Origin of the sequence: Streptomyces sp. NPDC088350 (genome assembly GCF_044753545.1) — a bacterium.
Classification (GTDB): Bacteria; Actinomycetota; Actinomycetes; order Streptomycetales; family Streptomycetaceae; genus Streptomyces.
Genome location: NZ_JBIVNL010000003.1, coordinates 594,009 through 610,027 on the forward strand (window position 1 = coordinate 594,009; position 16,019 = coordinate 610,027).

At 70.9% G+C, this 16,019-nt stretch carries 12 protein-coding genes; 5 read left to right on the plus strand and 7 right to left on the minus strand.

The features are described 5' to 3' along the window. Nucleotides 1-286 precede the first annotated feature (286 nt). Genes ACIQBL_RS12575 through ACIQBL_RS12590 form a run of 4 tightly spaced genes read left to right on the plus strand, consistent with a single transcriptional unit; the run spans nucleotide 287 to nucleotide 4,239 of the window. Complete coding sequence (locus ACIQBL_RS12575) at nucleotides 287-1,099, plus strand: SAM-dependent methyltransferase (protein ID WP_401940103.1); 813 nt, start codon at nucleotides 287-289, stop codon at nucleotides 1,097-1,099. A gap of 42 nt (nucleotides 1,100-1,141) precedes the next feature. After that, nucleotides 1,142-2,545, plus strand: a complete 1,404-nt coding sequence (locus ACIQBL_RS12580; protein WP_401940105.1) for a glutamine synthetase — start codon at nucleotides 1,142-1,144, stop codon at nucleotides 2,543-2,545. A 2-nt stretch (nucleotides 2,546-2,547) separates the two neighbouring features. After that, nucleotides 2,548-3,687 (plus strand): amidohydrolase family protein, encoded by a 1,140-nt coding sequence (locus tag ACIQBL_RS12585; protein WP_401940108.1) that lies wholly within the window; start codon nucleotides 2,548-2,550, stop codon nucleotides 3,685-3,687. A gap of 24 nt (nucleotides 3,688-3,711) precedes the next feature. Then, nucleotides 3,712-4,239 carry an NUDIX hydrolase family protein gene (locus ACIQBL_RS12590; protein ID WP_401940716.1) on the plus strand — a complete coding sequence of 176 codons (528 nt, stop codon included), beginning with the start codon at nucleotides 3,712-3,714 and terminating at the stop codon, nucleotides 4,237-4,239. Nucleotides 4,240-4,258: 19 nt separating this feature from the next. Here the strand turns inward: ACIQBL_RS12590 and ACIQBL_RS12595 are convergent, their stop codons facing one another. The 3 genes from ACIQBL_RS12595 to ACIQBL_RS12605 all read right to left on the minus strand — a co-directional run bounded on the left by ACIQBL_RS12595 (nucleotide 4,259) and on the right by ACIQBL_RS12605 (nucleotide 7,811). After that, entirely contained in the window at nucleotides 4,259-4,591 is a 333-nt protein-coding gene (locus ACIQBL_RS12595) for a DUF2218 domain-containing protein (RefSeq protein ID WP_401940110.1), read from the minus strand. 155 nt (nucleotides 4,592-4,746) lie between these two features. After that, on the minus strand, nucleotides 4,747-5,739 hold the full coding sequence (locus tag ACIQBL_RS12600; RefSeq protein ID WP_401940113.1) for a LacI family DNA-binding transcriptional regulator: 993 nt from the start codon (nucleotides 5,737-5,739) through the stop codon (nucleotides 4,747-4,749). Between the two features lie 296 nt (nucleotides 5,740-6,035). After that, complete coding sequence (locus tag ACIQBL_RS12605; RefSeq protein ID WP_401940115.1) at nucleotides 6,036-7,811, minus strand: tannase/feruloyl esterase family alpha/beta hydrolase; 1,776 nt, start codon at nucleotides 7,809-7,811, stop codon at nucleotides 6,036-6,038. Between the two features lie 264 nt (nucleotides 7,812-8,075). Here ACIQBL_RS12605 and ACIQBL_RS12610 point away from each other — a divergent pair, with 264 nt between their 5' ends. Next, entirely contained in the window at nucleotides 8,076-9,536 is a 1,461-nt protein-coding gene (locus ACIQBL_RS12610; RefSeq protein ID WP_401940117.1) for an MFS transporter, read from the plus strand. 83 nt (nucleotides 9,537-9,619) lie between these two features. Here ACIQBL_RS12610 and ACIQBL_RS12615 read toward each other — a convergent pair whose 3' ends face one another. The 4 genes from ACIQBL_RS12615 to glyA are packed head-to-tail and all read right to left on the minus strand — an operon-like array spanning nucleotide 9,620 to nucleotide 16,017. Beyond that, complete coding sequence (locus ACIQBL_RS12615) at nucleotides 9,620-10,225, minus strand: sarcosine oxidase subunit gamma (RefSeq protein ID WP_401940119.1); 606 nt, start codon at nucleotides 10,223-10,225, stop codon at nucleotides 9,620-9,622. Further along, entirely contained in the window at nucleotides 10,218-13,493 is a 3,276-nt protein-coding gene (locus ACIQBL_RS12620; RefSeq protein WP_401940122.1) for a sarcosine oxidase subunit delta family protein, read from the minus strand. The genes ACIQBL_RS12615 and ACIQBL_RS12620 overlap by 8 nt, the downstream gene beginning before the upstream one ends. Before the next feature lie 11 nt (nucleotides 13,494-13,504). After that, nucleotides 13,505-14,737: a sarcosine oxidase subunit beta family protein gene (locus tag ACIQBL_RS12625; protein ID WP_401940125.1), complete on the minus strand. Its 1,233-nt coding sequence runs from the start codon at nucleotides 14,735-14,737 to the stop codon at nucleotides 13,505-13,507. Continuing rightward, nucleotides 14,734-16,017, minus strand: a complete 1,284-nt coding sequence (gene glyA / locus ACIQBL_RS12630) for a serine hydroxymethyltransferase (protein WP_401940128.1) — start codon at nucleotides 16,015-16,017, stop codon at nucleotides 14,734-14,736. Before glyA ends, ACIQBL_RS12625 begins: the two co-directional genes overlap by 4 nt. Between the last annotated feature and the right edge of the window lie 2 nt (nucleotides 16,018-16,019).

The window sequence follows — 16,019 nt, forward strand, 5'->3', positions numbered from 1 at the left end:
GGCCGAGTCCCCGCTCGCCTCACCCCGTACCGGGAAGTCCGCCGCCCCCGCCCTGACCGAAGCGGGAGCGAAGGCCGCGCTGGTCACCGAGGCCGACCTGGAGGACAACTGGACGCAGGTCAAGGACCCCGCCCGACCAACCCGGCAACCTGGACTGACAGTTCGCCGTTCCCGAAGTGCACGTTCCCGAAGAACATTCGCCCCGATCGTCGCGAACCCTTGGGCGAAGTGATCATCCGGCGGCACAATGGCGGAGACGACCGCACGGGCGACAAGGAGCCACGACGTGAGTGACAGCGACACCCCGGCAGAGGGACCGACCCGGCTCAACACCGGTGTGGCGCACAACGCGCGCGTGTGGAACTACTGGATCGGCGGCAAGGACAACTACGAGATCGACCAGCGGGTCGGGGAGCACGTCGCCGGAATGTTCCCGGTGATCCGTGAAGTGGCGCGCGCCGACCGGGACTTCCTCGGCCGGGCGGTCCGCTTCCTGGCGACCGAGCGCGGGGTACGGCAGTTCCTCGACATCGGTACCGGACTGCCGACGGTCGACAACACGCACGAGATCGCGCAGCGCGTCGCGCCGGACGCGCGCATCGTGTACGTCGACAACGACCCTCTGGTGCTGATCCACGCGCGCACGCTGCTGACGAGTACCCGCGAGGGCGTCACCGACTACATCGACGCGGATGTGCACGATCCGGCGTCGATCGTCCAACGGGCCGCCGACACACTGGACTTCGAGCAGCCCATCGCGGTGATGATGCTGGGCATCCTGAACTTCATCCTCGACACCGAGGAGGCCCGGGAGGTCGTGCGCCGGGTCATGGCCGCGGTCCCCTCGGGCAGTTTCCTCGTCCTGACGCATCCCACCTTCGACGCCGACCTCGGCGGCGAGGGCAACGTCCCGGCCATGGAGTTCTGGAACGAGAACGCCACTCCCCCGATCACCGCCCGCAGCCGCGCCGACGTCGCCGGCTTCTTCGAGGGCCTCGACCTCCTCGACCCGGGCCTCGTACCGTGCTCGCGGTGGCGCCCGGACTCCGATTCCCCGGCCGTGGTACCGCAGTTCGGCGCGGTGGCCGTGAAACCCTGACACGGAGAGGCCGACCGTTCAGGACGCGACCGTGGAGGACGTATGACCACCCTTGTCGACCCGCTGCCCGGCGGACGTCCCGGTGAGGTCGAGCGCGCCACCGCGCTGGCCGCGGAGTTGACCGGGCGGGGTGTGCACGGGATCGTCCTGGCCTACGTCGACACCGCGGGCGTCGGCCGGGTGAAGACGATCCCGGCCGCGAAGCTCGCCTCGGCGGCGGCCTGGGGCGTCGGCATGTCCCCGGTGTTCGACACGTTCCTCGCGAACGACTCCATCGTCACCACCGATGTCCTCGGCTCCCCGGACGGCGACCTGCGTCTCTACCCCGACCTCGACCACCTGGCCGTCCTGTCCGGGCAGCCCGGCTGGGCCTGGGCGCCGGTCGACCGCATCACCCAGGAGGGCGAGCGGCACCCCGGCTGCAGCCGCACCTTCCTGCGCCGTACGCTCGTCGACGCGGAGCGGCTCCACGGGCTCACCTTCCGGGCGGGCATCGAGATCGAGTGGGTGCTCGGCCTGGACACCGCACCCGTGGGCGAGTTCGTCCCCGCCACGACCGGCCCGGCGTACAGCGCCACCCGGCAGGTCGAACTGAGCGACTACGGCGCCGAGTTGCTGTCCACCCTGGCGACCCAGGGCGTGGACGTGGACCAGTTCCACCCCGAGTACGCGGCCGGGCAGTTCGAGCTGTCGGTGGCCGCGCTCGACCCGGTCGCGGCGGCCGACCGCAGTGTCCTCGTACGACAGACCGTCCGCGCGGTATCCCAACGGCACGGCCTGCGCGCCTCGTTCACGCCGGCCGTCCTCGCGCGGGGTGTCGGCAACGGCGGGCACATCCACCTCTCCGCCTGGCGCGACGGCGCGAACCTGCACACCGGGGGCGACCGCCGCTACGGCATGACGGCCGACGCCGAGTCGTTCGCGGCCGGCGTCCTCGCCCACCTCCCGGCCCTCACCGCCGTCACCGCGCCCAGCCCGGCCAGCCACCTCCGCCTCCAACCCTCCCAGTGGGCCGGGGTGTTCACCGCCTGGGGCCGCGAGACCCGCGAGGCGGCGGTGCGCGTCGTCACCGGTACGGCGGGGCAGCGCGCCCAGGCGGCGAACCTGGAGGTGAAGCCGGTCGACCTGGCCGCCAACCCCTATCTCGCCCTCGGCTGCCTGATCGCCGCAGGCCTCGACGGCCTCGCCTCGTCGTCCACCCTGCCCGAGGAGACCACCGGAGACCCCGCGCACCTCGGCACGCCGGAGGCGACGGCCCGTGGTGTACGACGACTCCCGACCTCCCTCGCCGAATCCGTCGAGGAGTTCCGCAAGGACGAACGACTGCGGGCCGCGCTGGGCCCGGTCCTCGCCGACGCGGTGATCGCCGTACGACAGGGCGAGATCGCGGCCGTGGCCGGGCTGGACGACGAGCGGATCGCCGCGGCCTACCGCTGGAAGTACTGACGATGGGCACCGGCCCGGTCCACGAGGCGCTCGCCGCACTGGAGTTGGTGGACCACCACTGCCACGGAGTCGTCACCGACGGCCTCGACCGGGCCGCCTTCGAGTCGCTGCTCACCGAGGGCGACGTCTGGCCCGGCAGCGGGATCTCACCGTTCGACAGCCCGGTCGGGATCGCCGTACGCCGTTACTGCGCGCCCCTGTTGGGCCTGGAGCGGCACGCGCCCGCCGACGAATACCTCGCCCGGCGGGCCGAGTTGGGCCCCCAGGAGGTGGGCCGGCGCTTCCTGGCCGCCGCGGGCACCGGCGTCTTCTGTGTCGACACGGGATTCGCGCCGCACGACATCACCTCGCCCGCCGAACTCGCGGAGACCACCGGCGCGGTCGCCCATGAGGTCGTACGGCTTGAGGCCGTAGCGGAGTCCGTGGCCGCGCGGGGTGTCGAGCCGGACGGGTACGCGGACGCGTTCCGGGCCGCCGCGCTGGACGCCGTGCGGCGGCCGGGGGTGGTGGGAGTGAAGTCGGTGGCCGCGTATCGGACCGGGTTCGACCTCGATCCGGAGAGGCCCTCGGAGGCGGAGGTGACCCGAGCCGCCGGCGCGTGGCTGACTCGTGGTGGGCGGCTCGAAGACCCGGTGCTGGTACGGGAGTTGCTGTGGACGGCGGTCGATCTGGGTCTCCCCCTCCAGTTGCACACGGGCTTCGGTGACAACGACATCCGGCTGCACCGCACGGACCCCGCCCTGCTGACGGACTGGCTGCACCTGACCTCGGGGACGATCCCGGTGCTGCTCCTGCACTGCTGGCCGTATCAGCGTCAGGCCGGCTATCTGGCCGCCGTCTTCGAACAGGTGTACCTGGACGTGGGGCTCACCCTGCACCATGTGGGGCCGGTCAGGGCGCGGGCGGTGCTGGCGGAGGCGATGGAGATCACACCGTTCCGCAAACTGCTGTACAGCTCGGACGCCTATGGTCTGGCGGAGTTCTACGGGCTCGGCGCGCTGGCGTTCCGCCGGGGTCTGGGGGATCTGCTCCAGGACCGGGTGGACGCCGACGAGCTGGGCCTGCCCGACGCGCTGCGACTGGCGCGCTGGGCGGGAGCCGACAATGCCCGCCGGGTCTACCGGCTATCCGACGGACACTGAAAGTATGATCAAGCAATGTCTGACATGACCGATACCACGCCCGGTTGGCTGTCCGCCGACGACCTCGAACAGGCACGCGCCCGCATGCCGATCCTCTACGTCGAGGCGGTTCCCGTCCGTGTCGACGACAGCGGGGAGGTGACCAGCATCGGCCTGCTGCTGCGCATCGGCCCCGACGGCACGGTCAACCGCACGCTCGTCTCCGGCCGCGTACTGCACCACGAGCGGGTGCGTGACGCCCTGCTGCGCCACCTGGAGAAGGACCTCGGCCCGGTGGCGCTGCCCCGGATCCCGACCTCGCTGCAGCCGTTCACGGTCGCCGAGTACTTCCCGACGCACGGTGTCACCCCGTACCACGACCCCCGGCAGCACGCCGTGTCCCTCGCCTACGTCGTACCGGTCACCGGTGACTGCCGGCCCCGCCAGGACGCTCTCGACCTCGTCTGGTTCAGCCCCGAGGAGGCGGCCTCGGAGGCGCTGCGGAGCGAAATGCCGGGCGGGCACGGGGTGTTGCTCAAGCAAGCCCTCGCACACGTGGGCTGCATGTCCTGACCGGGACGGCCGCCGCGGTTCAGGCGGAGTCGCCCGTGCCGCGCTGGCTGGTACCGGGCTCGCCGGTGTCGCGCCGCCACTCGACGACCAACTCGTCCTTGGTGCCGAAGCGCACCAGATGCCGTCCCACCACGTCTTCCAGCCGATCGAGGAACTCGGGCTCCGCCTCCACCGCGAGCAGCAACGCCCCCTCGGTGGCGGTCAGCGATCCTGTGCCGTCCTGGAAGACGAGACGCCCCTCCCCGGTCTCCTCGTCCCAACTGGTCTCGCTGCGACGGCCCAGGTGGGAGGCGAGTTGCTTGGCGTAGCGCTGCGGTCGGTCGGTGACGACGCGGGCTTCCGATCGGGACATGACGGCTCCAGGGTGACGGGGGTGCACAACGACTCGATGGTGCCGGAGAGTCGGACCGACCGCACAGACACGACACCCGGCACGTGCCGCAACGTAAGCATGCCTTCCCGGTCGCCTTCACCCGCCGGACGCGACCTCCGCCTCCCGTGCGTCCGTCAGGCCGACCTGCGCTCGATCACATGCCCCGGCGCCCTGGTGATCCCGCCCGTGTCGAGGCCGAGTGCGACGCGCGCGGCGACGCGGCCGTGGGCCTCCGCGTCGATGTGGACGGTGGTGAGCGCGGGGGTGACGAGGGCGCCGTACTCGGTGTCGTCGTAGCCGATGACGGCCACGTCGAGGGGGACGCGCAGGCCGAGGTCCTGCAGGGCGGCCAGGGCGCGCAGGGCGATGTCGTCGTCGAAGGCGGCGATCGCGGTCACGTCGCCGTGTGCGGCGAGGAACGCCCTGACGGCCGCCGTTCCGGCGTCTCTCGGCCGAGGTACGACAAAGGGCGTCAACGGCGGGAGCCCCAGCCGGTCCGTGGTCGCGCGGGCGAAACGCCGGCGCAGCGCGGTCAGCGGGGAGTCGTCGCCGGGCACGGCCATCGCGATGCGGGTGTGGCCGCGGTCGGCCACATAGGTGATCTGCAGGGCCGCATGGGCGGCGAAGCCGCTCTTCCAGTCCTCCTCGTCCGGCTCGTGCCCGCTCAAGTGGGCCTCGGCGAAACGGAGTACGGCACGGGGCGCGATGGTGTCCAGGACCTGCTGGGTCGACTGCGGCGCCGAGTGGCCGTGCCGCACGAGCAACACGTGGTCGTGCGCAGCGAGTTCGTCGTCCAGGCCACGGACGTAACTGCGCGAGTAGTTGCCCTCCAGACCCCAGTCGATGTTCAGCACGACGATCCGCGAGGAACCCTCCCGCAGCGCCCGCGCGATGCCGTGCGGCACGTACCCGAGATCGCGTGCCGCGCCCTTGACCCGCTCGCGCGTCGCCGCCGAGATCGTCTGGTTCGGATCGTCGTTCAGGACGAAACTCACGGTGGCCCGCGACACCCCGCTCGCCGCGGCGACATCGTTCAGCGTCACCCGCCGCGAACCGCCCATCACCACTCCCCGCATCCGACTGCCGTCCCGCCGGGCGTGTGCCGCGCCCGTGCCGAAACCTCGCATGTCCGCACCTTGATCCAGGCCGGGCGCGTTCGTTCCGAGAGAGCGCCGCACGACTCCCGCCAACGTCGGAGCCCCTCTGCCGGCGTCAACTAGATCATTTTGGTTCGGCAGGGGACGGCGGGGAGAAGAGCCGTACGGCAAGGACGTCGGCGGTCCGACGAGTGCGAGCGCCGGTCTGTCGACCCCCGGCGTTTTCGGGCTGCGGCCGGATGGACGCCGGCCCCCGCGTGAGCGGCGACATCGCGGCCCCGGAGCCCTCCGGGAGCCGCGACGCTCCAACTGCCAACCCTCCAGGGTCAGTTCTTGCCCTTGCTGACGATCCACTCGCCGCCCACCCAGTTGCCGACCGTCTCGTAGCCGGAGCGGAAGGAACCGAGCCAGTTGAGCTTGAGGGCGGCCTCGGCGGTGGACTTGACGGGGGTGTAGCTGCTCGCGTCGGTGGCCGGGCCGCCCGTGGTGTTCTGGGCGTAGTACGGGAAGGGGTAGACCGGGCGGGAGGCCGTGGTGCTCCCGGTGCTGTCGACGGACTTGGTCGTCAGGCTCGCCGGGGCGTCGCCCTTGGTGACCCAGTCGGTGATCGCGGTCAGCGCGTCGAAGGTGTCCGGGCCCTGGCCGCCGCCGCAGTGCGCGACGCCGGGGAGCAGGAACAGCCGGGCGAAGGTCTTGGTGGCCGCCTCGCCGCCCGTGACCTTCTCAACTGCCGTGTAGTAGGCCATCGTTCCCACGGCGGGGATGTGCTGGTCGCCGAGGCCGTGCCAGAGGACGAGCTTGCCGCCGGCCTTCTTGAACGCGGTGAGGTCGGGGTCGGTGGCGTCGTACATGCCCTCGCCCAGCCGCATGACCTTCTTGTAGTAGGCGGCCGTGAACTTGATGTCCTTGTAGGTCAGGGCCGGTTGGGGGCTGTCGAAGATCTGGTAGCGCAGGGTCTCCCGGACGAAGCTGATGTCACCCGACCTTGCGGTGGCGGTGGCCGGGGTGATGATGCCCGCCCAGTTCAGCTCGGAGCCGCGCAACTGGTAGCCCGGGTAGAGGAGTTGGCCGTGTTCGTCGGTGGGTCCGGCGTAGATGCGGCGCAGGGTGGTGACCTGGTCGGCGGTGAGGCAGTAGGTGTCCGACGTCGAGGTCTGGCCGGTCGCGCACTGGATGGTGCCGGGGTCCCAGGTGCAGCTGAGCGGGTCGGCGATGATGCCGTCGGCGGGGGCGCCGCAGCCCTTGAGTACGGCCTTGTGGAGGTCGGCGAGGTCGGCGCTGGTGAGGGTCGCCGGGCCGCCGTTGAGGTAGACCGACTGGGCCGTCCACGCGTGCGAGAAGGTGTTCAGCGCGGTGAAGTTGTTGGCCGGGGCGCCGGCGACGATGCCGTCGAAGTCGGTCGGGTAGCGCTGGGCCTCGGTGAGGGCCTGGTGGCCGCCCTGGGAGCAGCCGTCGAAGTAGGAGTGGGTGGCTGCCCGGCCGTAGTACTGCTTGATGACGGCCTTGGCCGCCTGGGCCAGTTCGTGGTCGGACCTGTAGCCGAAGTCGGCGCGCAGGGTCGGGTCGGTCGAGAAGAGGCCGCCGCCCTGGTAGTGGCCCTCGTCGCTGGAGGCGACGGCGAAGGCGCCGGTGGTCAGGGGGACGCAGCCGGTCGAGGCGGGGGCGCCGGTGACGTTGGTGTTGCCGCAGAGGCCGCCGCAGCCGACCTGGAGGTAGTCGGCCTGCCAGCCGGTCTCGGGAAGCTTGATCTCGAAGTGGAGTTGCGGGGCGATGACACCCTTGACGTCACAAGCGGCCCAGTTGCCAAGGGTGTTGGCGCTCGCGGCGAGTTCGGTGGCCGAGGTGATCTCGAAGGGCACCCCGGGGACGGCGGCGGCCAGGTCGAGTTGGGCGATGCCGGAGCAGGACATGGCCGGTGCGATGCCCGAGGTCGTGGTGCTCGCCGAAACAGCCCTCGCCGAAACCGAGTTGGCGGTCCGCGCGCTGCCGGTCGTGCTGTTGGCCGGCGCGACGCCCGCGCCGGTCACCAGGGCGACGGCTGCGGCGAGGGCGGCTATGAAGCCGGCCGAGTTCCACCGACACCATCTGAGCAGCTTGGGCATGCTGAGCACTCCGTTCGATCGCCGTACCGGGGTCGTGCAGGCACGGCGAGGAACGTAGCCCTCCATCAATCTGCGGGCAATAGCGTCGACTCTATTGTTGACGATTTCGTCGAAGACTTGGCGCGATATCGCTGACCAGGCCCGGAGTCGACGGACGCAACAACGTTGGCTTTCTTTCTGCGCAACTCATTGATTGTACCGACCGTTAGGTCTAACTTATCGGCCCTCTGGACCTTCGCTCCGCTCACCCACGGAAGGCCGCCGATGTCCCAGACCGAGATCAGTCCCCCGCCCGCCGCCGAGAGACCGCCCACCGCCGCGCGCAATGTCCTCGTCATCGTCGCTCTCGTATGGACCGTCCAACTGGTCGCGCTCATCGCCGCGTTGTCCGGCATCGCGCAGGCCGACATCGCGATCCACTTCAGGACCACCGAGATCGCGTGGTTCACCCTGATGACCCTGCTGACGGGGACCTTCTTCCTGCCGTTCGTCGTCAAGGCCGCCGCCCTGTTCGGCAAGAAGCGCGTCCTGCTCGTCGCCACCGGGCTGGGCTTCGTCGGCGACCTGGTCGCCGCCGTCGCCACCGACTACCGCACCCTGCTGATCGGCCGCGGCATCGCCGGCATCTACGCCGCCAGCGCCCCGCTCGCCTACGCCATCACCCGCGACGTGTTCCCCCGCCGCTGGGTCGGGCTCGCCAGCGGCATCCTGGCCGGCGGTGTCGGTCTCGTCGCGTTCGGCGGACCGTTCCTGTCCGGCTGGCTGCTCGACGACTACGGCTTCCGCGGCGTCCTGTGGTTCATGGCCATCAGCACCGCCGTCAGCTTCGTACTGGTGGCGGCCTTCGTCCCCGAGAGCCCGATCCGCGCGGCGGCCGGCCGGATGGACTGGGTCGGCGGCATCCTCCTCGGCGGCGGCGTCACCGCCCTCGTCTATGCCGTCGGCCAGGGCTCCCACTGGGGCTGGGGCAGCGGCGAGTTCATCGGCTACGTCATCGGCGCGGCCCTCGCGCTGATCGCCTTCGTCCTTGTCGAACGCCGGGTCGCGGAGCCGCTGTTCCCGCTCTCCATGACCCGACGCCGCCCGGTGTGGACCGTCCTCCTCGCCACCTCCATCGCGGCCGGCTCGCTCAGCGCCGTCGGCGTGGTGATCCAACTCCTCATCCTGATGCCGAACATCCCCACCATCTCCGCGGGCCTGGGCTGGTCCGGAACCCACAACGCCATCGTCACCAGCCCCATCAGCGCCATGATCATCATCGGGGCCGTGGGCACCGGTCTGCTCGCCCGCAAGCTGGACGCACGCATCCTCCTGGGCACCGGCGCCGCGCTCGCGGTCCTCGGCTACGGCATCGGCACCCATCTGCACCACAGCGCCCCGCAGATCATCGAGATGGGCGTGATCGCGGGGCTGGGCACGGGCATCGTCATGGCGATCGTGCCCATCATGATCATCGAGGTGGTCACCCCCGAGGAACAGGCACTCGCCAACGGCGTCCAGACCCTCGGCCAGGGCGTCGCCCAGATCGTCGTCTCCCAGCTGGCCTTCGTCGTGATGGCCCAGCACGGGGCGATCCTCAAGGGCACCCAGTTCTACCTCGACGCCGGATTCACCAACGGCCTCTGGCTGGTGGTCGGTTGCGTCGCCGTGGGCGCGGTGCTCGTCGCCCTGATCCCCAAGAGCAAGCATCTCGACGAGGTGGAGGCCGGCCGGGCCGTGGCCTGACCCGACGGGCACCACCACGGACATGCGGAAGGCCGTTCTCCCGGCGACGGGCGAACGGCCTTCCGCACAGGGCCGGTTCGGACCTACCGCACGTATTCGGCCGCCGCGTCGAGCAACCAGTCCGTCAGATACCCGGCGAAGGACGAACGCACCAACACCCAGAACCCGCCCCCGGGTTCGTCCCGCGCGACCAGCACGACCTGGGCGCGGGCCAGGGTGGTCTGGGCACACCGGCCAGGACCGAAGGCACGCGGGTGCAGATCCAGCGGACAGCCGTGGGCCAGCAGGTCACGGGCACGGGCGCCCGAGACGAGGAGGGTGGTGCGCTGGGCCGAGACATCGGTGACGGCGACGTGCTCTTCGCCGCTCGCCGCCCGGATCCGCTCCTCCACGTCCCGCCGGGCGTCCGGCGGCCCCACCACGAGCCACTCGTCGGGCCCGAGCCACAACACGGTCAACTCCCCTGCCCGCACAACGGTGTTGGGCTCCACGGGAAGCGACAGACCGAGCGCGAGTCCTACGGCGTCCGCCGCCGCGCCCTTCGCGTCGAGCCGGACGTTCACCTGGGCCAGGAAGGGGAGTTCGGCCAGCCGGACCGCGCCGCCGGAGGAGCGGGTCGCGGCGGCCAGCCGGTCGGCGGCACCCCCGAGGGGGCTGCGGCGCGGGACGGAAAGGGCGGTGTCAGCCATCGCGGCGGGCTCCCTCGGGGTCGTAGAGGACGGGGCTTGCGACGGTGACCGGGATCAACCGGTCGCCCACGGGGGCGTAGAGGCGCTCGCCGATGCGGTCCCGGCCGCCCTTGATGAGGGCGAGGGCGAAGGTGCGGCCGAGGGCGGCGCTGCGGTAGCTGGAGGTGACGTGGCCGAGCATCGGGACGGGCGGGGCCGGGAGCACGCTGTCCGCGATCAGTTGGGTGCCCTCGGGGAGGAAGGCGGCGGGGTCGTCGGGAAGCAGGCCGACGAGGTGTTTGCGGTCGGGGCGGACGGCGTCGGCGCGGGCGTGGGAGCGCTTGCCGATGAAGTCGGGCTTCTTCTTCGAGACCGCCCAGCTCATGCCCAGATCCTGGGGAGTCACGGTGCCGTCGGTGTCCTGGCCGATGATCGGGTAGCCCTTCTCGGCGCGCAGGACGTGCATGGTCTCGGTGCCGTACGGGGTGATGCCGAAGGGGGTACCGGCCTCGTACAGCGCCTCCCACAGGGCGAGGGCCTCCCACGGTGACACGTTGATCTCGTAGGCGAGTTCACCGGAGAAGCTGATCCGGCACACCCTGGCCTCGATGCCGGCGACGGTCGTGTCCCGCCAGGACATGAACGGGAAGTCGTCGTTGCCGACGGCCAGTTGGGGTGCGAGCGAGCCGAGCACCTCGCGCGAGCGCGGGCCGACCAGGGCGACGGTGGCCCACTGTTCGGTCACCGAGGCGCAGTGGACGCGGAGTTCGGGCCACTCGGTCTGGTGCCACTCCTCCATCCAGTCCAGTACGGCAGCCGCGTTGCCGGTCGTGGTGGTGACCAGGTACCTGTCCGGCGCGAGGCGGATGGCCGTGCCGTCGTCGAAGACCATGCCGTCCGGGCGGCACATGACGCCGTAACGGATCATGCCGACCTTCAGGTTGCTCATCATGTTGGTGTAGAGCCGGTCGAGGAAGACGGGTGCGTCCGGGCCCTGCACGTCGATCTTGCCGAGGGTGGAACCGTCCATGAAGGCGACGCTCTCGCGGGCCGCCGCGCACTCGCGCAGCACTGCGGTCTCCATGTCCTCGCCGCCGCGCGGGTAGTACCAAGGCCGCTTCCACTGGCCGACGTTCTCGAACAGGGCGCCCTGCATGACGTGCCAGTCGTGCAGCGCGGTCGTCCGGATCGGGTCGTGCAGGGCGCCCCGGTCGCGGCCGGCGAGGGCGGCGAAGGAGACGGGTGTGTAGGGCGGGCGGAAGGTGGTTGTGCCGAGTGCCGAGACGTCAACGCCGAGGAGTTCGGCGACCACACCACTGGCCAGGACTCCGGAGGTCTTGCCCTGGTCGTTGGCGGTGCCGGCCGTCGTGTAGCGCTTGGTGTGTTCCACCGAGTTGAGGCCGGCGCCGGTCGCGCGGGTCAAGTCACCCACGGTCACGTCGCGTTGGAGGTCGACGAAGTGGGGGGCGTCGGTGGCTCCGGGGACGAGGAAGACCTGCATGGCGGGGGTGGTGCCGGGTTCGGTGGGCACCTGGGGCAGGCGGGACGTCTCGGCGGTGTAGCCTTCGGCCTCGATCGCGCGGGTGCCTGCGGCTGCGCCCTGTGTCAGGACCTCGGCCAGATCGAGAGCGCCGTTCGCGCTGCCCGCCACCTCGACCGCCTGACGGCAGGTGTCGGGGACGAACGAGCCGAGCGTGTCGTCGTAGCGCAGCTTGCCGCCTGCCTGGCTGAACAGGTGGGCGACGGGGTTCCAGCCGCCGGAGACCAGGAGGAGGTCGGCGGCGAACTGTCGTGCCGTGCCGGTGGTCCCGCCGTACGGCGCGGCCGTCACGGTGGTGAGTCGCGGGGCGCCCTCGGTGCCGACGACGGCGTGTCCGGGCAGCACCTCGATCCCGGCCTCGCGGGCCCGGCGTGCCCACTCCCCCGGTTCGGACGGGCGGGTGTCCACGATCGCCGCGACCGCGACGCCCGCTGCCGCGAGGTCCAACGCGGCTGCGTAGGCACTGTCGTTGGTGGTGAGGACGACGGCGTGAGTGCCGGGCAGGACGCCGTGGCGGTTGACGTAGGCGCGGGCCGAGGCGGCGAGCATCACGCCGGGGCGGTCGTTGTCGGCGAAGGCGAGTGAGCGTTCGTGGGCGCCCGTCGCGAGGACGACGCGGCGGGCGCGGATGCGCCAGACGCGTTCCCGGGAGACGTGGTCGGGGGCTTGCGCGCCGAGGTGGTTGGTGCGGCGTTCCACGGCGAGGAGGTGGTTGTCGTCGTAGTGGCCGAAGACGGTGGTGCGGGACAGAACGCGGACCTCGGGTGCGGTGGCGAGGTCTTCCTTCAACTCGGCCACCCAGTCGAGGAGTTGAGCCGTGTCCAGGAGGGTGCCGCCCGGCTCGGGGCGGTCGTCGGCGAGGATGACCCGGGCTCCGCTGCGGGCCGCTGCCGCGGCGGCTGCGAGGCCGGCCGGGCCCGCACCTACGACCAGCAGGTCGCAGTGGGCGTGGACCGCGTCGTAGCGGGCGGGGTCCGGTTCCGTGGCGAGGCGGCCCTGGCCGGGGAGGCTGGTCGCGACGAGGCCGTCGTAGAGCTCGACGGTCGTGGCCGGCAGCATCGGCTCGGGGAAGGGGGCCTCGATCTGGATGACGGCGTTGGGTTCTTCTGCTCCGGCCGTGAAAATGCCTCGGGGGCGGCCGAGTTTGATGCTGGTGCCGGTCTGGATGACGCCGTTGGCCAGGAGGGCGGAGGCGAGGGTGTCGCCCTTGCAGCCCTGGTATTCGGTGCCGTCGAAGGTGAAGGTGAGGGGGGTGTCGCGGTGGATTCGGCCGCGGGTGGGGTGGCGGAACGGATGGCCCTCGGCAGAGCCGCCGATGGATGCAGCGCCCCCGCCGCCCCTGCCCGTCCCGTCCTCCAGGGGCTCTGCCCCTTCGACCCCGTTCCCAGGGGGCTCCGCCCCCTGGACCCCCGTCGGCCCTGAAGGGGCCTCGTCCTCAAACGCCGGACGGGCTGAGGGTGCCAGCCCGCGCTCAGAAGTGACCGGTCGTGGTTCTCCCGCCCGATACACCCCCAGAATCTCGTTCGTCGCCGTGTCCCGCACCGCGTTGAACCAGCGGCGGCACCCCGCCGCGTGGCTCCAGCGCTCCGCGAACGGGCCCTTCGGGTTGGCGCGGAAGAACAGGAAGCGGGCCCACTCCTCGTCGGTCAGGTCGGCCGGGGTCTCCGGGTAGGCGACGTGGGCCTGGCCGCCGTAGTGGAACTCGGCTTCGTCGCGGGGCCCGCACCAGGGGCAGGGGATCAGCAGCATCGTCGGTCTCCCTAGTGGGCCACCGCGGCGGCGCCGTGCTCGTCGACGAGCGCGCCGGTGGTGAAACGGTCGAGCGAGAAGGGGGCGTTGAGGTGGTGAGGTGTGTCGTGGGCGATGGTGTGGGCGTAGACCCAGCCGACACCCGGGGTGGCCTTGAAGCCTCCGGTTCCCCAACCGCAGTTCAGGTAGAGGTTGTTGACCGGGGTGAGGCCGACGATGGGTGAGGCGTCGGGCGTGACGTCGACGATGCCGCCCCAGGTGCGCAGCACATGCGCGCGGGCGAAGACCGGGAACAGCTCCAGGGCCGCCGACATCTGCTCTTCGATGATGTGGAACGCACCGCGCTGGGTGTAGGAGTTGTACGAGTCGATGCCCGCGCCCATCACCAACTCGCCCTTGTGCGCCTGGCTCACGTACACGTGGACCGCGTTGGACATGACGACGGTCGGATGGACGGGCTCCAGCAGTTCCGAGACCAGCGCCTGCAACGGGTTGCTCTGGAGCGGGAGTTGGATGCCCGCCATGGCCGCGAGGACCGAGGAGTGGCCGGCCGAGCAGAGGGCGACCTTGCCTGCCGCTATCGGGCCGAGTGTCGTCTGGACGCCGGTCACCCTGCCGTCGACGATGTCCAGGCCGGTGACTTCGCAGTTCTGGATGATGTCGATACCTGCGGCGTCTGCCGAGCGGGCCAGGCCCCACGCCACGTGGTCGTGCTTGGCTATGCCCGCGCGTGGTTGATACGTGGCCCCCATCACCGGATAGCGCACGTCCGGCGAGATGTTGACGATCGGGCAGACCTCCTTGACCTGCCGTTCGTCGAGCCATTCGGCGTCCACACCGTTGAGGCGGTTCGCCTCGACCCGGCGCACGCTGTCGCGGACGTCCTGGAGGCTGTGGGCGAGGTTGAGCACTCCGCGCTGGGAGAAGAGGATCGGGTAGTCCAGCTCCTCCTCCAGGCCCTCCCAGAGTTTGAGGGCGTGCTCGTAGATGCCCGCGCTCTCGTCCCACAGGTAGTTGGAGCGGATGATCGTGGTGTTGCGGGCCATGTTGCCGCCCGCGAGCCAGCCCTTCTCCAGTACCGCGACGTTGGTGATGCCGTGGTTCTTCGCCAAGTAGTGGGCGGTGGCCAGGCCGTGGCCTCCGCCGCCGACCACGATCACGTCGTACGAGCGTTTCGGCTCGGGGGTGCGCCAGAGCCAGTCGGGGTGTTCGGGGAGGTCGGCGCCGGGGGTGCGGGGGGTCATCGGGGGTCGCCCTCCTCGGACAGGTGCGGGTAGAGCGGGTGCTTCGCCGCGAGGGCCTCGGTGCGGGCCCTCAACGCGCCGGTGTCCGGCTCCGGTTGGAGGGCGAGCGCGATCACGTCGGCGACCTCGGCGAAGTCCTCCTCCGTGAAGCCGCGGGTGGCCAGCGCCGGGGTGCCGATGCGCAGCCCTGACGTGACCATGGGCGGGCGCGGGTCGAAGGGCACGGCGTTGCGGTTGACGGTGATGCCGATCTCGTGGAGCAGGTCTTCCGCCTGCCTGCCGTCCAACTCGGAGTCGCGCAGGTCGACCAGGACCAGGTGGACGTCCGTGCCGCCGGTGAGGACCTTCACCCCTGCGGCCGACGCGTCGGCGCGGGTGAGGCGTTCGGCGAGGATGCGGGAGCCGGCGAGGGTGCGGGCCTGGCGTTCGGCGAACTCGGGTGAGGCCGCGACCTTGAACGACACCGCCTTCGCGGCGATGACATGCTCCAGCGGACCACCCTGCATACCGGGGAACACCGCCGAGTTGATCTTCTTGGCGAGGTCGGCCTCGTTGGTGAGGATGGCTCCGCCGCGCGGGCCGCCGAGGGTCTTGTGTGTCGTGGTCGTGGTCACGTGTGCGTGCGGGACCGGGTTGGGGTGCAGTCCGGCGGCCACCAGGCCCGCGAAGTGCGCCATGTCGACCATCAGCAGGGCGCCCACCTCGTCGGCGATCCGCCGGAACTCCGCGAAGTCCAACTGCCGTGGATACGCCGACCAGCCCGCGATGATCATCTTCGGGCCGTGTTCCTTGGCGAGGCGTTCCACCTCGTCCATGTCGACCAGGTTGTCGGTCTCGGAGACGTGGTACGGCACCACGTTCAGCATCTTGCCGCTGTAGTTGAGGCGCATGCCGTGGGTGAGGTGGCCGCCGTGCGCGAGGTCGAGGCCGAGGATCGTGTCGCCGGGCTTCAACAGGGCGAAGAACACCGCCGTGTTGGCCTGCGCGCCCGAGTGCGGTTGCACGTTGGCGAAGCCCGCGCCGAAGAGGGACTTGACCCGCTCGATCGCCAACCGCTCGGTGACGTCGACGTGTTCGCAGCCCCCGTAGTAGCGGCGGCCGGGGTAGCCCTCCGCGTACTTGTTGGTGAGGACCGATCCCTGCGCCTCCAGTACGGCGGAGGGCGCGAAGTTCTCGGAGGCGATCATCTCCAACGTGGACTGCTGGCGGTGCAGTTCGGCGCGGAGCGCGGCGTGGACCTCGGGGTCCAGTTCGGACAGGGGGGTGTTCAGCGCGTTCATTC